This is a genomic window from Pantoea brenneri (genome assembly GCF_038594305.1).
Lineage (GTDB): Bacteria > Pseudomonadota > Gammaproteobacteria > Enterobacterales > Enterobacteriaceae > Pantoea > Pantoea brenneri.
This window is the reverse complement of sequence record NZ_JBCGBG010000001.1, coordinates 1,006,451-1,019,909: the sequence shown is the minus strand read 5'-3', so window position 1 is coordinate 1,019,909 and position 13,459 is coordinate 1,006,451. Positions and strand designations below refer to the sequence as shown.

Below are 13,459 nucleotides of genomic sequence, written 5' to 3'. Positions count from 1 at the left end.
CATTGACGTATAGCGTCCATGGCTTGAGTGGCGTGTTCATACGGCCAGAATTACAGTCGATACTACGTCAAGGTTTTCGCTCAGGGTAATCACTGCATCATTGAAGATAGCCACGCCAGCTTTAACCGTTGCCGAACTTCCGACGAACTGAGTGATATTGTTCCCGGCTGTTTGGAATGCCTGACCTATCGTCTGCGTGGTATTGGCAAACTCGCGGCCAATTGCATCGCCTTGACCCAGCAGGCCATTAACCACTACGTCTGTTGTTAACTTTCCTTGGGCCGCCATGGCTCGCATCTGGCCTATGCTGACGCCCATTGAATCAGCCAGGGCAACGATTAGCCGGTTGCCTTGCTCGTTTACTGAGTTAAATTCCTCACCCCGCAGCGCCCCTGAAGCTAAGCCCTGAGACAACTGGATGATGGCATTCTCAGCTTCCTGAGCAGTTGCGCCTGATACAACAAAGCCCTGATTTATGATTGTAGTTAGCTTCGCTACATTCTCAGCGCTTGTGCCATATTCACGAGTAGCGCGTTCGAGGCGGGCATATAGGGATGCTGTTGCGTCCAGGCTTGAGCGCGTAGATTGGGTTATGTCGAAAACGCGCTGGGTAACTTCTGCGAGGCTTTCACCAGTTCGGATAGAGTTGGCAAGTTTGTTATTCAGCGTCGTCCAGGCGTCGGCATAGTTTGCAACCTGCTGGATAGACAGGGCGGCAGTCAGAGCGCTGGCGACCTTTGATAATGAGGAAAATGACTTTTCAGCGCCAGACACAGACTTAGACGTGTCATCGAAGCTGCCTTGCAGCTTATCCAGGCGATCATTTACCTTCTTTTGATTCTCCAGCAACTTCGCGACGTTCATTTCTACTTCATAAACGATGTTGCCAACCTGCTGCTCGCTCGCCATTCATCTATCTCCGGGCGTAAAAAAACCCCGCCTGAGCGGGGTTTGGTGATTTTTATTTTATTCAGGTGTGATTATCAAAGATTAGATCTAAGATTTTCTTAGCCTGCTCAAAATATTTGGTATCAAGTTTTTCATCCACTGGCGTTTCATAAGGCCATTTTGTATATCGCGTGGAAACTATGCCTTGCTTACTTACTGACTCGATTATCTTCAATGAATCATCAGAGGAAAAAATGCCATCCTTGCCTGATGATATCGGCTTTTGTTTGCCGATCCTCACATAAGCAACCGTTCCCGGAAAATGATCACTTCCTACCAGGACGTTGTAGCCTGTTTTATTTTTGATGACGTAGAAACTCTTATGGCTTACGTAACAAGTTACATCATCTGTCATCGTGTCAGTTTTGCAGGCGGTACTCCATGCGCTCTTATCGCTGTAATCCCTGCCAATGGTTCCAGACGCGTCGGAGTGAAAGATGTTGACGTTAACTCCATCTACCTTAAAGGATTCTGTTACCTGCAATACGGGTATTTTAAGGTCATCAGTTTTAGCCCATAGATCACAAGTAACCTTACTATCAGCATTCAACCTTTTGTCTTTGAAAGAAGTCTCGCTTATTTCAAGACCCTCGCGCCCTGTTGTTGAGTAAGAGCTATCTTCGTATGCATCACAACCTATGGATTTTACCTCAGGAATTCCTTGCAACCATTCAATATCCTTTGGTTTCATTTTTTCACCAGCATGCGATAGTGAAGGCAACAGCAATGTACACAAACACAACGAAAATAATTTATTCATATCCCTATCCCCAAAGCAAAAGATGAGATAAATCCTAGCTGGGATGCATCGCAATGGGAAGCAACAAAACTATCGAGCTTGTGTTATGACGCCTTCGCCAGTCTCTTCGCCTTTTTAGCTAGGTAGTCATCTGCAACCTGATCGTACTCTTCCCGCGTGAATCCCTTCTGGTCAGGGTATTTGGCTGCAAGCATCATTTGGAATTCCGTCATGCTTAACTGCGCTGCCTCATCACGACTGACGCCAAAGTGGTTTCTGGCGGCGTTAATGTAATCGAACGCATTAAACTCTGTCGTCGCCTTACCGCTTTCATGGCGCTGCAGCTGGCGTACTTTCGCTTTGCCGATGATGCCGTGTGTTATCAGGGACTGAGCGATTAGCAGCATCTCAAAATCACCCATCAGGCCCATGCGGCGCTTAAATGTCCTGCCTTTCGCTCTGGCCGGACGGAACTCACCAATAAGAGCAGACAAATCATCCTCACAGCACGCCTGCATCACAGTCATGGCAGCCATAAGCGCTCGCTTTCCGTAATTGCAGCTGCGGATGTGCTCGATTAGCCAGGCGGGAACATGTCCATATGCGGCAGTTGCACGCTCTATCAGAGGTGTCAGCTCATCGTGGTGCAGATCGGCAAAGGCCTGAACAATCTCCTGCGGCTCACCGATTCGGCTCATTGCTGCAAATGACGGACGGAAAAAATATTCATCTTCACCGGCTGTGATGAGGCACTCACCAATTTCTTTATACGGCGTCATGTGGTCTCCATAAACATTATCAAGGGCTGAAACCAGCCCTTTGGAATGGCTACGAAGCAGTAACCGTTACAGTTGTGGTACCTGTGAAATTTCCGTCGTTCGACTTGAAGGTGATCGTCGCGGTGCCAGCGGCCACACCAGTAACCAGCCCGGTGCTGCTGACGGTGGCTTTCGTAGCATCTGAGGTTGTCCATGTGCCGGACTTATCAGTTGCATCAGCTGGTAACACGGTTCCGGTCAGCTGACGGGTTGCGCCTACAGCAAGAGAGGTTGTTGCCGGGGTGACGGTGACGCCAGTTACTGCAACGGCATCGTCAGTGTCGATTACCTGAATGGTGGTTGCATCAGCCACTTTGAACTCAGTGGAGAACGTCACAATGTCATTACTACCGCCATCTGAGCTAAGAGCATTAATCAGCATGTACCCAATGAATGTCACCGCACCAAATTCCATTCGAATCCAGACTGTAGGCTGGCGAGCAGCTTGGATTTCCGTGTTGAAATATTTGATCAGCCGGTAAACGCCATACTGGTCAAGGCGGTCGTTACGACGCACTTCACCCTCAAAGGAAATGGTCAGATCGGCATTGGTGACAATGTTTTCGACATAGCCCTTCGTGTCGTCAGCATCTGAGCTGACTGAGTTTGGGCTGAGGTCAAAACTTTTCGAGGTCCCGGCAGCAAGCGCCATCCATTCTGATTCTTGCGGCACGGTATCAGCGCAGCCATCAGCAATTTCGAGCACAATCGCTCTGCCGAAAAGCTTCGTGTTGTCGGTCTGGCAGATAGCCATAGGTGTAGTTCCTCTTTCTTTAGGCAATAAAAAACCCGCACTAGGCGGGCTTGTTTGTTAAACCATCGCTATCTGCCATGGTTCTCGTGATATCCGTACTTTATTTCAGCTAATTTCCTGGCTGATACTGCCTCATCTAAGGTTGAGTAATGCCCAAGATTGACCTTTTTGGTTCCATTGCTAATAAATGCGTAATACTTGCCGTTATCTTTGCGCTTGTGGATACCGACGAAACCACTGGTGTTGTTTTCGTATTTTTTCGCATTTCTCGTGTTCTCTTCATTGCTGACAACTCGGAGGTTTTCAATCCTATTGTCAGACCTGTCACCGTTGATGTGGTCGACAAATCCATCAGGATGATTCCTATGATGCAATGCCCATACAATGCGATGCAAAATGTAGGTTTTACCCATCAACTTAGTGAGAAGATACTTACGATTATTAATGGATCCTGCTTTTTTACCGGCATTGTCGCGATTGAAATTAACGTAAGCCGCTTTCGATTTGAAGTGTCGCTCAGGCCTGTTTTTCCATAAAACAATTCCAGTCTTTGCATCATATAAAAAGCATTCACTCAGGAAATAAATTGGTAACTCTTTGTCTTTATCAATATCCATTACAACCTCGTCAAAGTTGCTCGTCATTAGAGTGGGTGTGGCAACCCGGCGACGAAACCGGGCTTTCGGGGATCAGCCTAGCCACTGGTTAATTATACAGTCTATTCGCCGTAAGAACAGGCAAATTGCAGGCGCCAGACCATACGCCCCTCTGCCGTGGGGATTGGTGATGGTATGCCACCCATATTGGTGATTTGGCCGACGCAGGGGTCGCTGATAGGGTTTTGCTGCACGTAGTCGATGATGGATTGCACGTCAGACTCTGACTTTGCGTAATCTCCTGCAGACTTGCCGGTGATCAGGTCAACAAGCACGTAATGGTCGGAGCCGATATCTCTGTCTACCGGCGTGCCGCCATTGGGCCGAAACACGATGAACCGCTGCTTCAGGTCGCCCGTATCAGTCCAGATGAGTGACTGAACCGTGTATCCGGAAGTCAGGCCGGCACCGATAAGTAGATTTTTAACGCGCTGGTGCATTGGAGGATTCACAAGCTCATCTCCTTTTTAATGGTACGGTCGATGAGGTCGCGGGTATCCTCGAATCCCTTGGTCAGAAACTCCTTCTGAGCCGTTGCCCGCCGAAATGTCTGAGGCACGTTAGGGTCATGAACGTAAACGGCGTAGTTCGCCGAGTAGCCCACGCGCCCGGTTAGCCTGCTTCCGTTTACGCTCAGCTCGCGGTACTGACTATTGATGAGCGTGGATGTATCGATAGGCGTGTACAGAGCCGCCTGTGATGAACCGATGATCAATGCGCTTTGCAAGGCCCTGACTGCCTTCCTGCCCTGAATGTCACCAATCAGTGCGTTGAGGTTCTGCTGAGCCTGGCGGATGCCTTTAACTTTCACGCCCATATCAGACTCCGGTCAGAATTGCATAATCATCAGCCAGCCGCTCAAAGGTGTCTGCATAGCGAATAGCCTGCATAACCTCATCAGCGCCCGCTGCGATCGGGTCAGGATTGCTCGACTCACCAATCAGGATGTAATCACCGGTATCTGCCAGTGCGTACTCGGTCCATATGGTGTTCTTTACGACCTTCTCGCCACCTATGGCACCTAATCGCTTACTGAGTCCACCCTGATAGTCGCAGGCAATTACCAGTGGCTCAGACCAGCCAAGAGAATCGCCGTACTCATCCAGCCCCAAAGGCTTCCAGATAGTCGCCTGCGCCGTGTATGACCAGTTACCCAGCGAGCTCATGGTCACCTTCCCGGTAGACAGCATACATGGCTACACCGCTGTGGTTAACTTGATCCCCTTTGTGCGTAAAATTGAGACCGTCGCCCGAGAAATGGAAATCGCCAAGCTTCATAAAACCAGCTTTTTCAACTATATGACCATTGTGTTTTTCCAGCCATTTGACAGTCATATCCTCAAGAATCATTTCTATCTCCTCCAGCTGATTACATTTGGCCTTTCAGCAGCAATGCGAGGACAGTTAATCACCCACTCACCGCTGCTGTTCACGTAGCCGGTTGTCTGCCGACCATTTGAAGTTGTCACCCACACGCGTTCGAATGGCTTGGGTAATTGTGATGCCGGCAGCCAGCTCATCGACGCCCCCCACACATGCAACCGCCCTTCGCTATCCAGATTCCGGCAAAAGACTGCTGAGTTGGGTCGGCGGGTATCAATGCAGTGGCACACCCGTTTTTGTCGAGACCGCGCAGAAGCCCAAGCGAGCCCTTCCAGCGATCTGCAAATGAGCCGTAGCGGAATGATCTCGACGCACCAGATGGGGCTGACTGAGAGCTGATATATTTATCGCCCTGCCCCAGCCCCATCAGTCCTAACAGGTACATCTGAATGAGTAACGCAGTCGCTGGCGGGTAATTAGCATCCAGACATTCCTGAATGCTGTTTGCCTGCTCGACCAGCGCCGAGAGAATGAAGTCTGGCAGCGTAATACCCTGGCTCACCAGATACTCTTTTGCCTGCTCCTGGGTAACCATGAATACCTCTCAGCCCTGCCGGAACAGGGCATAAAAAACCGCCTTAGCGGCGGCTGTTATTCAGCGGTTGGGAAAAGCTTTTCCAGCTCACCGTCCGGCAGCAGCTCTGCCAGCTTGTCAGCGCCGAGATTGCCTTTGTACTCAATACCCAGCTCATCAAGACGCTTAGTGATCGCATCTTTGCGGGCCTGCTTGTCTGACGTGGCGCTAGGCGTTGCCGGAACCAAATCAGCCGATGCTTTATCAGAAAGCTTGCGGACGTGTGATTTAAGTGATGGATGCAATGTTTCCAGCTGCACCACATCACCCTTTGTCACGCCGTGCCACGGCCTAATCACTTCGTATTTATCAGCCATGATTTCTCCTTAAGCCAGGTTTGCGCCGTAGACCACACCGGACAGGCCTTCGCCGTCCTTCTTAATCTGCAAGCCTTCAGCAGACATGATCTGGAAGTTGTAATTGCTCTGCGGCATCGGGCGAGGCAGCGGCACTACGCCAACAGCCATACCGACGAGCGGAGAAATCACGTCCTGACGACGCTCATAGGCGAGGAACTCATTGCCGGATAGCGCGTAGGTCATCTGAATAGACTTCGCCGGGATGAACTTGCTGATCGCATCCAGAACGGTGCCGCTGAGCAGCGCATTGGTACCGGTGTTGATATCCACCAGATACGGCTTCGCCATGTTGGCCCATACTTCCGGGCTCACCCAGAGCTTGTCGTAGGCGGTCACCTTGTTTGTGCGGGCTGTCAGGCCGAACGGGCCGGTCGGACCGAAGAAAGCAAGAAGCTGCGCCGGTGTTGCCGTTGCCAGGTCGATATTAGCGCCGCCGGCACCGCTACCGAGGTTGATTTTCTGCGTGTTGCGGTGGTTCTTCATCCCCTGCGCCGGCAGCCCATCAACCACAATGCTTGAGTCGCCGTTCAGGTAGAAGTTAACGCGCTTCTTGTGGAATTTGCGCATCTTCGCCGACTGCGACTCCAGCGCCAGATCGATGCCGACGGTGCTCAGGCCTGCAGCGTGACGCCAGTTGACGCCGTAACCCGCGGTGAAAACCGGGATGGGATCGCCATCAGAACCAAATTCAGCGTGGTCAAATGAGTACGGCGCCTGACCATCGATGCTGATTGATACGTCATCAGCAATATCGCCCGACACGTTGTAGAGCTTGGCGGTTTTGCCGATCGGCAGCACAGTCTGAACGCCCATCAGGTCGTTGACGATTTCCATGCCAATTTCCTGATCGCGCATCTGGATGATCTGGCGGTCAATCTCAGCCCAGAATTCGCGGGTGAAGCCGCCGATGGCATTCGCCGCCAGCATTTCATGGGTCATGCGCGTACGGAACGCATTGACCATCATGTCGTGCTGAGCGTTAAAGATGTCACGGTTAGCCCACAGCTCATTCCAGTGTCCGCGCAGGCGGCTGTTAGCAGCCAGTGTTTCACGGGTAAAATACATTCTTATGCTCCTGATTAAGCGCCAGCGGCTGCGGCAACGGTGCCAACGCGCATACGCACGCGGATGAAATCGGTGGTGCTGGCCGCAATGGTGGCGTCGTCCTGGCTGTAGCCGATCACCGAGTCGGTGTCTGCGGTCGCCTTGGTGAACTGACCATTACTGCCCAGCTTGATCGGGTCGTCCTTGCCGTAGGTGCCAGACACGCACAGCAGAGCCAGCTCGCGGCCTTCTTCGACGTAGTTACCCACCGCGGAATCACCGGCCGGTACAGCTTCGGTGATGTTCAAACCCTGATGGTGAGCAACGTCGATAATGTAGAGACGACCGGCCAGCGCGGTAGCCTGCGCAAACTCATTGTCGCCGTTGATGACAGCAGCAGTGCCCGGCAGCAGTGCAGCGGCGGTGGCGCGGGTTTCGGTCTTGTACAGAGACTGACCGTCGATATTAACGCGGCGATAGCGTGGCATTATGCAGCACCTCCAAAGTAAGCGACCGGATCAGGTGCGCCGGTCACGGGTGGGTTTTTGGCAGAATTGGTGCCCAGCGGCGCAGCTTCACCGAGCGACTTGAACATCGCATCCAGCGCTTCACCCTGCAGTGCGTTCGCCACGATTTCACCGTGCACCGCGGCAACTGCATCACGCTTGGTTTTCTCTTCTGCGCGTGAGTTGGCTGTCAGGCTATCGGACAGTTCTTTCTGGTTCGCTTGCAGCTGCTGAATCTGTTCGGTCACGGGCTTCAGCGCATCAGCGAAGTTGGCAGCCAGGCCTTTACCGATTTCGGTGATCAGCTCTTGTTTCTCTTCAGTGGTTAAAGGCATGTCGCCCTCCGTTTGGTGGTTTGTTGCAGGAGCTTCCTGCGGTGTAAAAAGGGATTTAACTTTGTTGGCGACAACGGCTATCAGCGCTGTCGCCATTGATGTGGTCAACTTCAATCCCATCCTCAATCTGACCATGTGTCATAATCCATGCTATTCGATGAACACCCATGGCCTTCCTATCAACCCAGACCACTTTATACCCACCGGAATTTAGCGTTCCGGCCTCAACTCCTGCAGGACAGTTACTCACCCTAATCTTTCTGAAAAGGGAGCCTGTTTCTGGGTTGTAAGTGAAAAGCTCGTCGAGCCGTGATTTGCATGGGTCTTTCATAGCGTATTCCTTTAGAAACAAACCTGTTGCTCAGAACGCGGACACCCGAAAGCTCGCCAGCAAGCCAGCGTTCTCAGGTTCGTTTCTGAAGGTCTCGGGGTGGTTGGATGCGGGAGCAAACCGCGGGCACAAAAAAGGCCCACCGAAGTGAGCCATTTGAAATAGTTTAGTAGTGTTACTTATCCGCTGCAGGGTATGCGGTGAATCTTATCCCCGGGAGGGGATGAGCCGATTATATGAGGTTATTCGGCTCACTTTACGAGACGATTAAAATTGTAGTGGAGGGACTCGAACCCTCACCAGCGCTGGACATAGAACATCTTGACTCCACCGCCCACGACCAGCATGGCAAGGTCGCGTTGATGTATTACTCTACCGATTGAGTTACACCACAACGAAAAGCGCACTCCCCTATATCCCATGCCTCCCGGGGAAATATCACCCGCTGGCTCCGGCGTCATGGATTGCGCTTATCTGTTGTGCAGAATTAAAAACGCCCTCGCAGTTGGTGAGACCGCAGGGCGCTTTGACTATCACAAATCGATGGAACTGACTGGATTACGTTACCGCGTCAAACAACAGCGCGCAACTTCAACTGTTAGGAATCATATCCCCAGCTTCGGGAAAAGTAAATAGCCCACGATAAAATAATGAGCTATTTCTGATTGCGCTATCGAGTTACCTGATTGAGGGCGGCATTAGCCCATGATTCCTCCATCTCCACCTTGCCTATCAGGCCGTCATAGTACGGCTTAACGGACTTCTTCCAGGTATCAAGCGACACCGCATCAGTGAGATCTGTGATTGTGCGATGAACATCCGTAGATGGAATGCGCTCATAAGGCTTGTCGAACATGATTGCCAGCAGCTCTGTTGATGCGTTTGCGTAATCGCGAGCCAGAATGTCGAGATGCTCGCGGCTCCATGTATTTCTCATGCTGCGCTCCTACTCACTGTTTCTGATAATTTGCGGCCATAATTCATCAGTGCTTCCCGATCGACGTATGTGGTGATCGGTGTGACGGCTGCGACCGGGCGCCAGATTAGAAGCATTGATCCCTTGTTGTTTCCGTTAACCGGCTGCTTTGTGTCTGCGCGGACAAAGGACAGGCGCCCACCGGTAATGATCCGTACCTCACTCACGCTAAGCAGAGCCTCACGGAACCAGCCAACCGACATATCAGCCGGAACAAGCATCACCGTACCAACGCATCCAAACTTGTTCTGATCGGCAGCTTTCTTAACCCACGGCGTGATATCGCTGTAAGGTGGATTGCACCAACAGAAGCCTGATAAGCCAGGAACAGACCACGACTGAGCTAGCCCGTTATCCCGCTCAGTGAAGTACATGGGGAAGAGGTGGTTCTGATCGCTGGCCGCAACATCGAGGGTGAAATTGAATTCATCGTGTAATGCCGCTGCGATTTCCGGAGGTGTCTGCCAAAGATTTCGAATGTCGATCGGAGTGTTGCTTCCTGTGTAATCACTCATTCTGTTTATCCTTCAGTTTCTGGTATTCGCTGTCGCGTGGAATAGTCAGCCTGCAACCGACATTGAGCGCCCAGCCTTCAACCTGTGTGAGGTAGTAATGCATGTCGGCAGTATCGAGGCTCGATGTGTGCCGTAGCGTCTGGATTTGGGTTTTATCACCGGTTGTCACATCAACCATTTCCCGCGTTTCATAGCCCAGGTAGGTATGTTTCATCGCATCCTTCACCCATTCAGGCGTAGCAAAGGCTTTGCCGCGCTTAATGAGATAAGCGCTCAGCTCTGCGTACCACATGTGCTGAAGGGAGTTCTGAGGGATGCTGCGCTGGTCACGCCATTCTGAGAATTTGATGCGGTATTTCTTGCCGGAAGAAACGAGGTCGAAGATGAGTCTGGTGAATTGCCCGAGAGTCGTTGTGTGCAAACAAAAGTCCTGCACTGTTACCTCCCTTCTTTCGTCTCCACATAGTCATGGATGTTGTCAGCGGCTGCGCTCAACAACAGGTCAATGCTCTGCGTACTGTGCCCGCCTTCACGTAGCATTTTGAGGGCTGTCAGTATTGCTGAGCGTGAGTCTTTGAGGGGTTGATGCTTAGGTTTGAACTGAACGACGTTGCTCATGATTCACCTTTAACTTTTAAGCCTGCGTAATGCACAGACTGCCGACACATCTCAAGCATTTCTGCTTTATCTTCAGCATCTGCATATTCAGGAAGTTCGATTTCGATGGACTCGCGTGATGCTTTCCATGTCTGCCAGTGCCCTTGGAGGATGTCACAAACATATGTGCCACCTACATCGCCTGAACCTGGCTCTACGTGTCCAGCAGGGTAGCGCTCTAAGTCAGTAGCTTCACCTCCACGTGATAACCAATTTCCTTCAAACCGCTCCCTTTCCAGCTCATCGTTGTTTGTCATGCTTCCTCCGGTGGTGATGGACATGGTTGCCAGTGAGTGACCATCTCAGCACAAATTACTTTTCCGTCAGATATGTAGTTTCCTGATTCCTTGAATGCAATAGTGATCTCCTTCATGTGTCCATAGCAAACAACTACGCTTGCGAGCTCATATGGTTCACGCTCACTGCACTTAATCCAGTCACCCACATCACTGCCCTCCGTTCTGATTGATGGCCCGCTCCGGGATGATGCGGTAGGCGATGATGTCGGCGGCTGGAAATTGGTCGCGTACTGCTAATTTCCATCGGAATGTATCGGCCGGCGCAATGCCGACATAGCCATCCCTCATTCTGACTTCAACTTCAGTTTCGGATGAAACTGGGCAATCGCCACCCTTCCACTCAATCCACCCCTCACCCCGCTCCTGCTGCTCCAGTATGGGGAGTGCAATCTCATAAGCCTGAATATCGTATTCATCGCGAATAGACATACCTGGACCTTCGGCAGCCATCCACTTGAAGCCTTCGATTACGCTTCTGCACTTTTCTGCTGTTAGCTTTTTCATTGGTGACCCCCAATTGTTTGCGGCGCAGCACATGCACACCCCAGCGCCCTACTCGGATTTCCTTGCGACATCCGTTGCGAATGGAGAATGGTGCCGGGTATAAATCGCGATTGATGATGTTCAGGCCGTAGCCGAAGATGCGGAACCAGAATGAGCGTTTCGGCTTGTGCTGCCATGTGATGATTTTCAAAACCCACCTCCCCGTTTCTGCCCTTTCCCCGGCTGCTGGCGTGAATCACGCTCGGTGCGCGCCGCTGCCTGGTCCATGTCATGAATTGCGCCGTTCTGCTGAAGACAGAAAACCGTACCGGTTGGCCCGTGGCGGTTCAGTCGCAGAAGTAGCTCTGTTTCACCCGCCGGCACACTCTCATCGAAAGCGCCTTCGCGGTGGATGCCTACCCAGTAATCACAGTCCTGCTCAATCTGCCCGGTGTCGCGTGAGTCGCTCGGTAACGGTCGTTTGTTAACGCGCTTCTCCAGCTCGCGGTTCAACTGAGTCAGCAGCACAACAACGCAGCCAAGTTCTTTGGCGAGGTTCTTGAGGCCTTTGGTGATCATCCCGTATGCCAGGTCGTTACGATCGGCCTTCTCAGCGGTCATCAGCGTGAGGTAGTCGACCAGAATCATTCCGACGCAGCCCTTATCGCGCTTAACCTTGCGGGCTTCAGCAACGATGTGAGCCAGAGACATTCCCGGAGTGTCATCGATGTACAGCAATTCGAGTTCACGCATGCGGTTAGCTGTCTCGGTGGCGCGGGTGAAATCAGCGTCGTAATCACCCTGATACTCGTCGTCAGCTTCATCCGTGGCCGGCATGTAGAAGATGCTCGGGTTAATGCCAGACTTCTGCCCTACCAGCTTCTCCAGAATCTGGTCAGCGGGCATTTCAAGGCTGAACATCAGAGCGGGCTTCTTCTCACGCAGCGCGCAGTTGATAGCCATCTGACTGTAGAGTGTGGTCTTGCCCATCTTCGGGCGGGCGCCGATAACGAACAGTGAGCCTTTCACCAGTCCTTTCGGTGCCAGCATGCGGTCGAGTGAAGGAATGCCGGTGCTCATGCCACGCTGCTCACCTTGCGGATCAAAGCGCTTCTCCAGGTCGGTAACCCACTCGTCCATTACGTCGCCAAAGGAACGCAGCCCACGGCGTTTGCCGGTTTTGGCATAGTCGCTAATCTGGCTTGTCAGCATGGTGATCGACTCAAGCTTCTCAACCGCAGTCATGCTGTTTCTGCTGTAGAGCATCTCTGTCGCTTCATTCAGCTTGCTGATGGCGTAGCGCTCCATCGCCTTGTCGCGCACCACGGCAGCGTAGTGAACGAGGTTTGCTACTGATGGAGTGTTCTTCGTCATCTCAGCCAGGTAAGCAAAGCCGCCGTACTGCTTGCCGCCAGCTTCCAGCTCGTCAGATAGCGTCAGTGGGTCGATGGGCTTGTTGCGGGTCAGCAGGTCGCGGATGGCGCTGAAGATGATTGCGTGTGAAGCGCTGAAGAAACTTTCAGGCTTAAGCATCGCCATAACCTTCTGCGTCCGATCGTCGCCGCCGTCAAGCATCAATCCGCCGATGACTGCCTGCTCTGCGTCAGCGCTGTGTGGTGGTGTCAGGATTGATTCACTCACAGGCTTCCCTCCCTGGTTTTAGTTAGTGTGTCGCTACGCAGCAGGTAATCGAAGCTGGCCCGCCAGCCTGATGAGTTATCGCCGAAGTAAAACGGCTTGGCATTGCTCATGAAGGCGTGAACGTAATTGCCGAACGCTTCGACCGTTGGCTCTTTCAGTTCGCCAACCCTCCCTGCATAAACCCTGCCCACCTTGAGATAGGAACTCAGCAAGAGAATATCAGGGACAGAGATGGGAGAGGTCGCACTTTCGTACACGCTGGCGAAACCACCCCCAACTCAAAGCTAACCAATAAGGATGTCCTTTACATCCTGCAATCATCAGATAACAACACGTTCCTGGGAAAGAAATTCGGAGTTAACTCTTCAACGATACTCGCGATCAAAAGACGGAAAACGTGGAGGCATATTGGTAAAGCAGAATAAATCGGCACGTATGACC

20 protein-coding genes, 1 tRNA gene and 4 pseudogenes are annotated in these 13,459 nt (G+C 52.0%); all 25 read right to left on the bottom strand.

Annotated elements, in window-relative coordinates:
• Positions 1-42 precede the first annotated feature (42 nt).
• Positions 43-909 (bottom strand): annotated as a pseudogene (locus AABB92_RS04705) (tape measure protein); the annotation flags it as partial.
• A 61-nt stretch (positions 910-970) separates the two neighbouring features.
• On the bottom strand, positions 971-1,708 hold the full coding sequence (locus tag AABB92_RS04700) for a hypothetical protein (protein ID WP_031374514.1): 738 nt from the start codon (positions 1,706-1,708) through the stop codon (positions 971-973).
• 83 nt (positions 1,709-1,791) lie between these two features.
• The gene (locus tag AABB92_RS04695; protein ID WP_031374515.1) at positions 1,792-2,466 is read right to left on the bottom strand and encodes a DUF6246 family protein; all 675 of its coding nucleotides are present in this window, start codon (positions 2,464-2,466) and stop codon (positions 1,792-1,794) included.
• Between the two features lie 49 nt (positions 2,467-2,515).
• Positions 2,516-3,259, bottom strand: a complete 744-nt coding sequence (locus AABB92_RS04690) for an Ig-like domain-containing protein (RefSeq protein WP_031374516.1) — start codon at positions 3,257-3,259, stop codon at positions 2,516-2,518.
• 68 nt (positions 3,260-3,327) lie between these two features.
• The gene (locus AABB92_RS04685) at positions 3,328-3,876 is read right to left on the bottom strand and encodes an HNH endonuclease (protein WP_046288525.1); all 549 of its coding nucleotides are present in this window, start codon (positions 3,874-3,876) and stop codon (positions 3,328-3,330) included.
• Between the two features lie 101 nt (positions 3,877-3,977).
• Positions 3,978-4,367, bottom strand: coding sequence for a phage tail termination protein (locus tag AABB92_RS04680; protein WP_031374518.1), 390 nt, complete (start codon positions 4,365-4,367; stop codon positions 3,978-3,980).
• Positions 4,364-4,732 carry a hypothetical protein gene (locus tag AABB92_RS04675; RefSeq protein ID WP_031374519.1) on the bottom strand — a complete coding sequence of 123 codons (369 nt, stop codon included), beginning with the start codon at positions 4,730-4,732 and terminating at the stop codon, positions 4,364-4,366. The genes AABB92_RS04680 and AABB92_RS04675 overlap by 4 nt, the downstream gene beginning before the upstream one ends.
• 1 nt (position 4,733) lies before the next feature.
• Positions 4,734-5,081, bottom strand: coding sequence for an uL10 family ribosomal protein (locus AABB92_RS04670; protein WP_031374520.1), 348 nt, complete (start codon positions 5,079-5,081; stop codon positions 4,734-4,736).
• A complete protein-coding gene (locus AABB92_RS04665) occupies positions 5,065-5,265 on the bottom strand; it encodes a hypothetical protein (RefSeq protein ID WP_072050982.1) in 201 nt (66 codons plus the stop codon). The genes AABB92_RS04670 and AABB92_RS04665 overlap by 17 nt, the downstream gene beginning before the upstream one ends.
• Positions 5,266-5,431: 166 nt before the next feature.
• Positions 5,432-5,833, bottom strand: coding sequence for a DUF7370 family protein (locus AABB92_RS04660; RefSeq protein WP_031374522.1), 402 nt, complete (start codon positions 5,831-5,833; stop codon positions 5,432-5,434).
• A gap of 56 nt (positions 5,834-5,889) precedes the next feature.
• Positions 5,890-6,189 (bottom strand): hypothetical protein, encoded by a 300-nt coding sequence (locus AABB92_RS04655; RefSeq protein WP_031374523.1) that lies wholly within the window; start codon positions 6,187-6,189, stop codon positions 5,890-5,892.
• A gap of 9 nt (positions 6,190-6,198) precedes the next feature.
• On the bottom strand, positions 6,199-7,296 hold the full coding sequence (locus tag AABB92_RS04650) for a major capsid protein (protein ID WP_031374524.1): 1,098 nt from the start codon (positions 7,294-7,296) through the stop codon (positions 6,199-6,201).
• Positions 7,297-7,310: 14 nt separating this feature from the next.
• A complete protein-coding gene (locus AABB92_RS04645; RefSeq protein ID WP_031374525.1) occupies positions 7,311-7,763 on the bottom strand; it encodes a gp53 minor capsid family protein in 453 nt (150 codons plus the stop codon).
• Positions 7,763-8,197 (bottom strand): annotated as a pseudogene (locus tag AABB92_RS04640) (hypothetical protein); the annotation flags it as partial. The gene AABB92_RS04645 and the pseudogene AABB92_RS04640, both read right to left, overlap by 1 nt.
• The gene (locus AABB92_RS23415; RefSeq protein WP_425343569.1) at positions 8,172-8,258 is read right to left on the bottom strand and encodes an HNH endonuclease family protein; all 87 of its coding nucleotides are present in this window, start codon (positions 8,256-8,258) and stop codon (positions 8,172-8,174) included. The pseudogene AABB92_RS04640 and the gene AABB92_RS23415, both read right to left, overlap by 26 nt.
• Positions 8,259-8,720: 462 nt before the next feature.
• Positions 8,721-8,841: transfer RNA gene (locus AABB92_RS04635), tRNA-OTHER, on the bottom strand.
• Positions 8,842-9,117: 276 nt separating this feature from the next.
• A pseudogene (locus AABB92_RS23410) lies at positions 9,118-9,288 on the bottom strand (antitermination protein); the annotation flags it as partial.
• Positions 9,289-9,380: 92 nt separating this feature from the next.
• Entirely contained in the window at positions 9,381-9,938 is a 558-nt protein-coding gene (locus tag AABB92_RS04625) for a phage N-6-adenine-methyltransferase (protein ID WP_031374529.1), read from the bottom strand.
• Complete coding sequence (locus AABB92_RS04620) at positions 9,931-10,359, bottom strand: YbcN family protein (RefSeq protein ID WP_031374530.1); 429 nt, start codon at positions 10,357-10,359, stop codon at positions 9,931-9,933. The genes AABB92_RS04625 and AABB92_RS04620 overlap by 8 nt, the downstream gene beginning before the upstream one ends.
• A 193-nt stretch (positions 10,360-10,552) precedes the next feature.
• A complete protein-coding gene (locus tag AABB92_RS04615; protein ID WP_031374532.1) occupies positions 10,553-10,852 on the bottom strand; it encodes a phiTE_015 family protein in 300 nt (99 codons plus the stop codon).
• Positions 10,849-11,040, bottom strand: a complete 192-nt coding sequence (locus AABB92_RS23405; RefSeq protein ID WP_072050979.1) for a DUF551 domain-containing protein — start codon at positions 11,038-11,040, stop codon at positions 10,849-10,851. Before AABB92_RS23405 ends, AABB92_RS04615 begins: the two co-directional genes overlap by 4 nt.
• A gap of 1 nt (position 11,041) precedes the next feature.
• The gene (locus AABB92_RS04610; protein WP_152659084.1) at positions 11,042-11,323 is read right to left on the bottom strand and encodes a hypothetical protein; all 282 of its coding nucleotides are present in this window, start codon (positions 11,321-11,323) and stop codon (positions 11,042-11,044) included.
• Positions 11,307-11,588 carry a hypothetical protein gene (locus AABB92_RS04605; RefSeq protein WP_152659083.1) on the bottom strand — a complete coding sequence of 94 codons (282 nt, stop codon included), beginning with the start codon at positions 11,586-11,588 and terminating at the stop codon, positions 11,307-11,309. The genes AABB92_RS04610 and AABB92_RS04605 overlap by 17 nt, the downstream gene beginning before the upstream one ends.
• Positions 11,585-13,018 (bottom strand): DnaB-like helicase C-terminal domain-containing protein, encoded by a 1,434-nt coding sequence (locus AABB92_RS04600; protein WP_046288293.1) that lies wholly within the window; start codon positions 13,016-13,018, stop codon positions 11,585-11,587. The genes AABB92_RS04605 and AABB92_RS04600 overlap by 4 nt, the downstream gene beginning before the upstream one ends.
• A pseudogene (locus tag AABB92_RS04595) lies at positions 13,015-13,185 on the bottom strand (replication protein); the annotation flags it as partial. The pseudogene AABB92_RS04595 and the gene AABB92_RS04600, both read right to left, overlap by 4 nt.
• Positions 13,186-13,459: the final 274 nt, after the last annotated feature.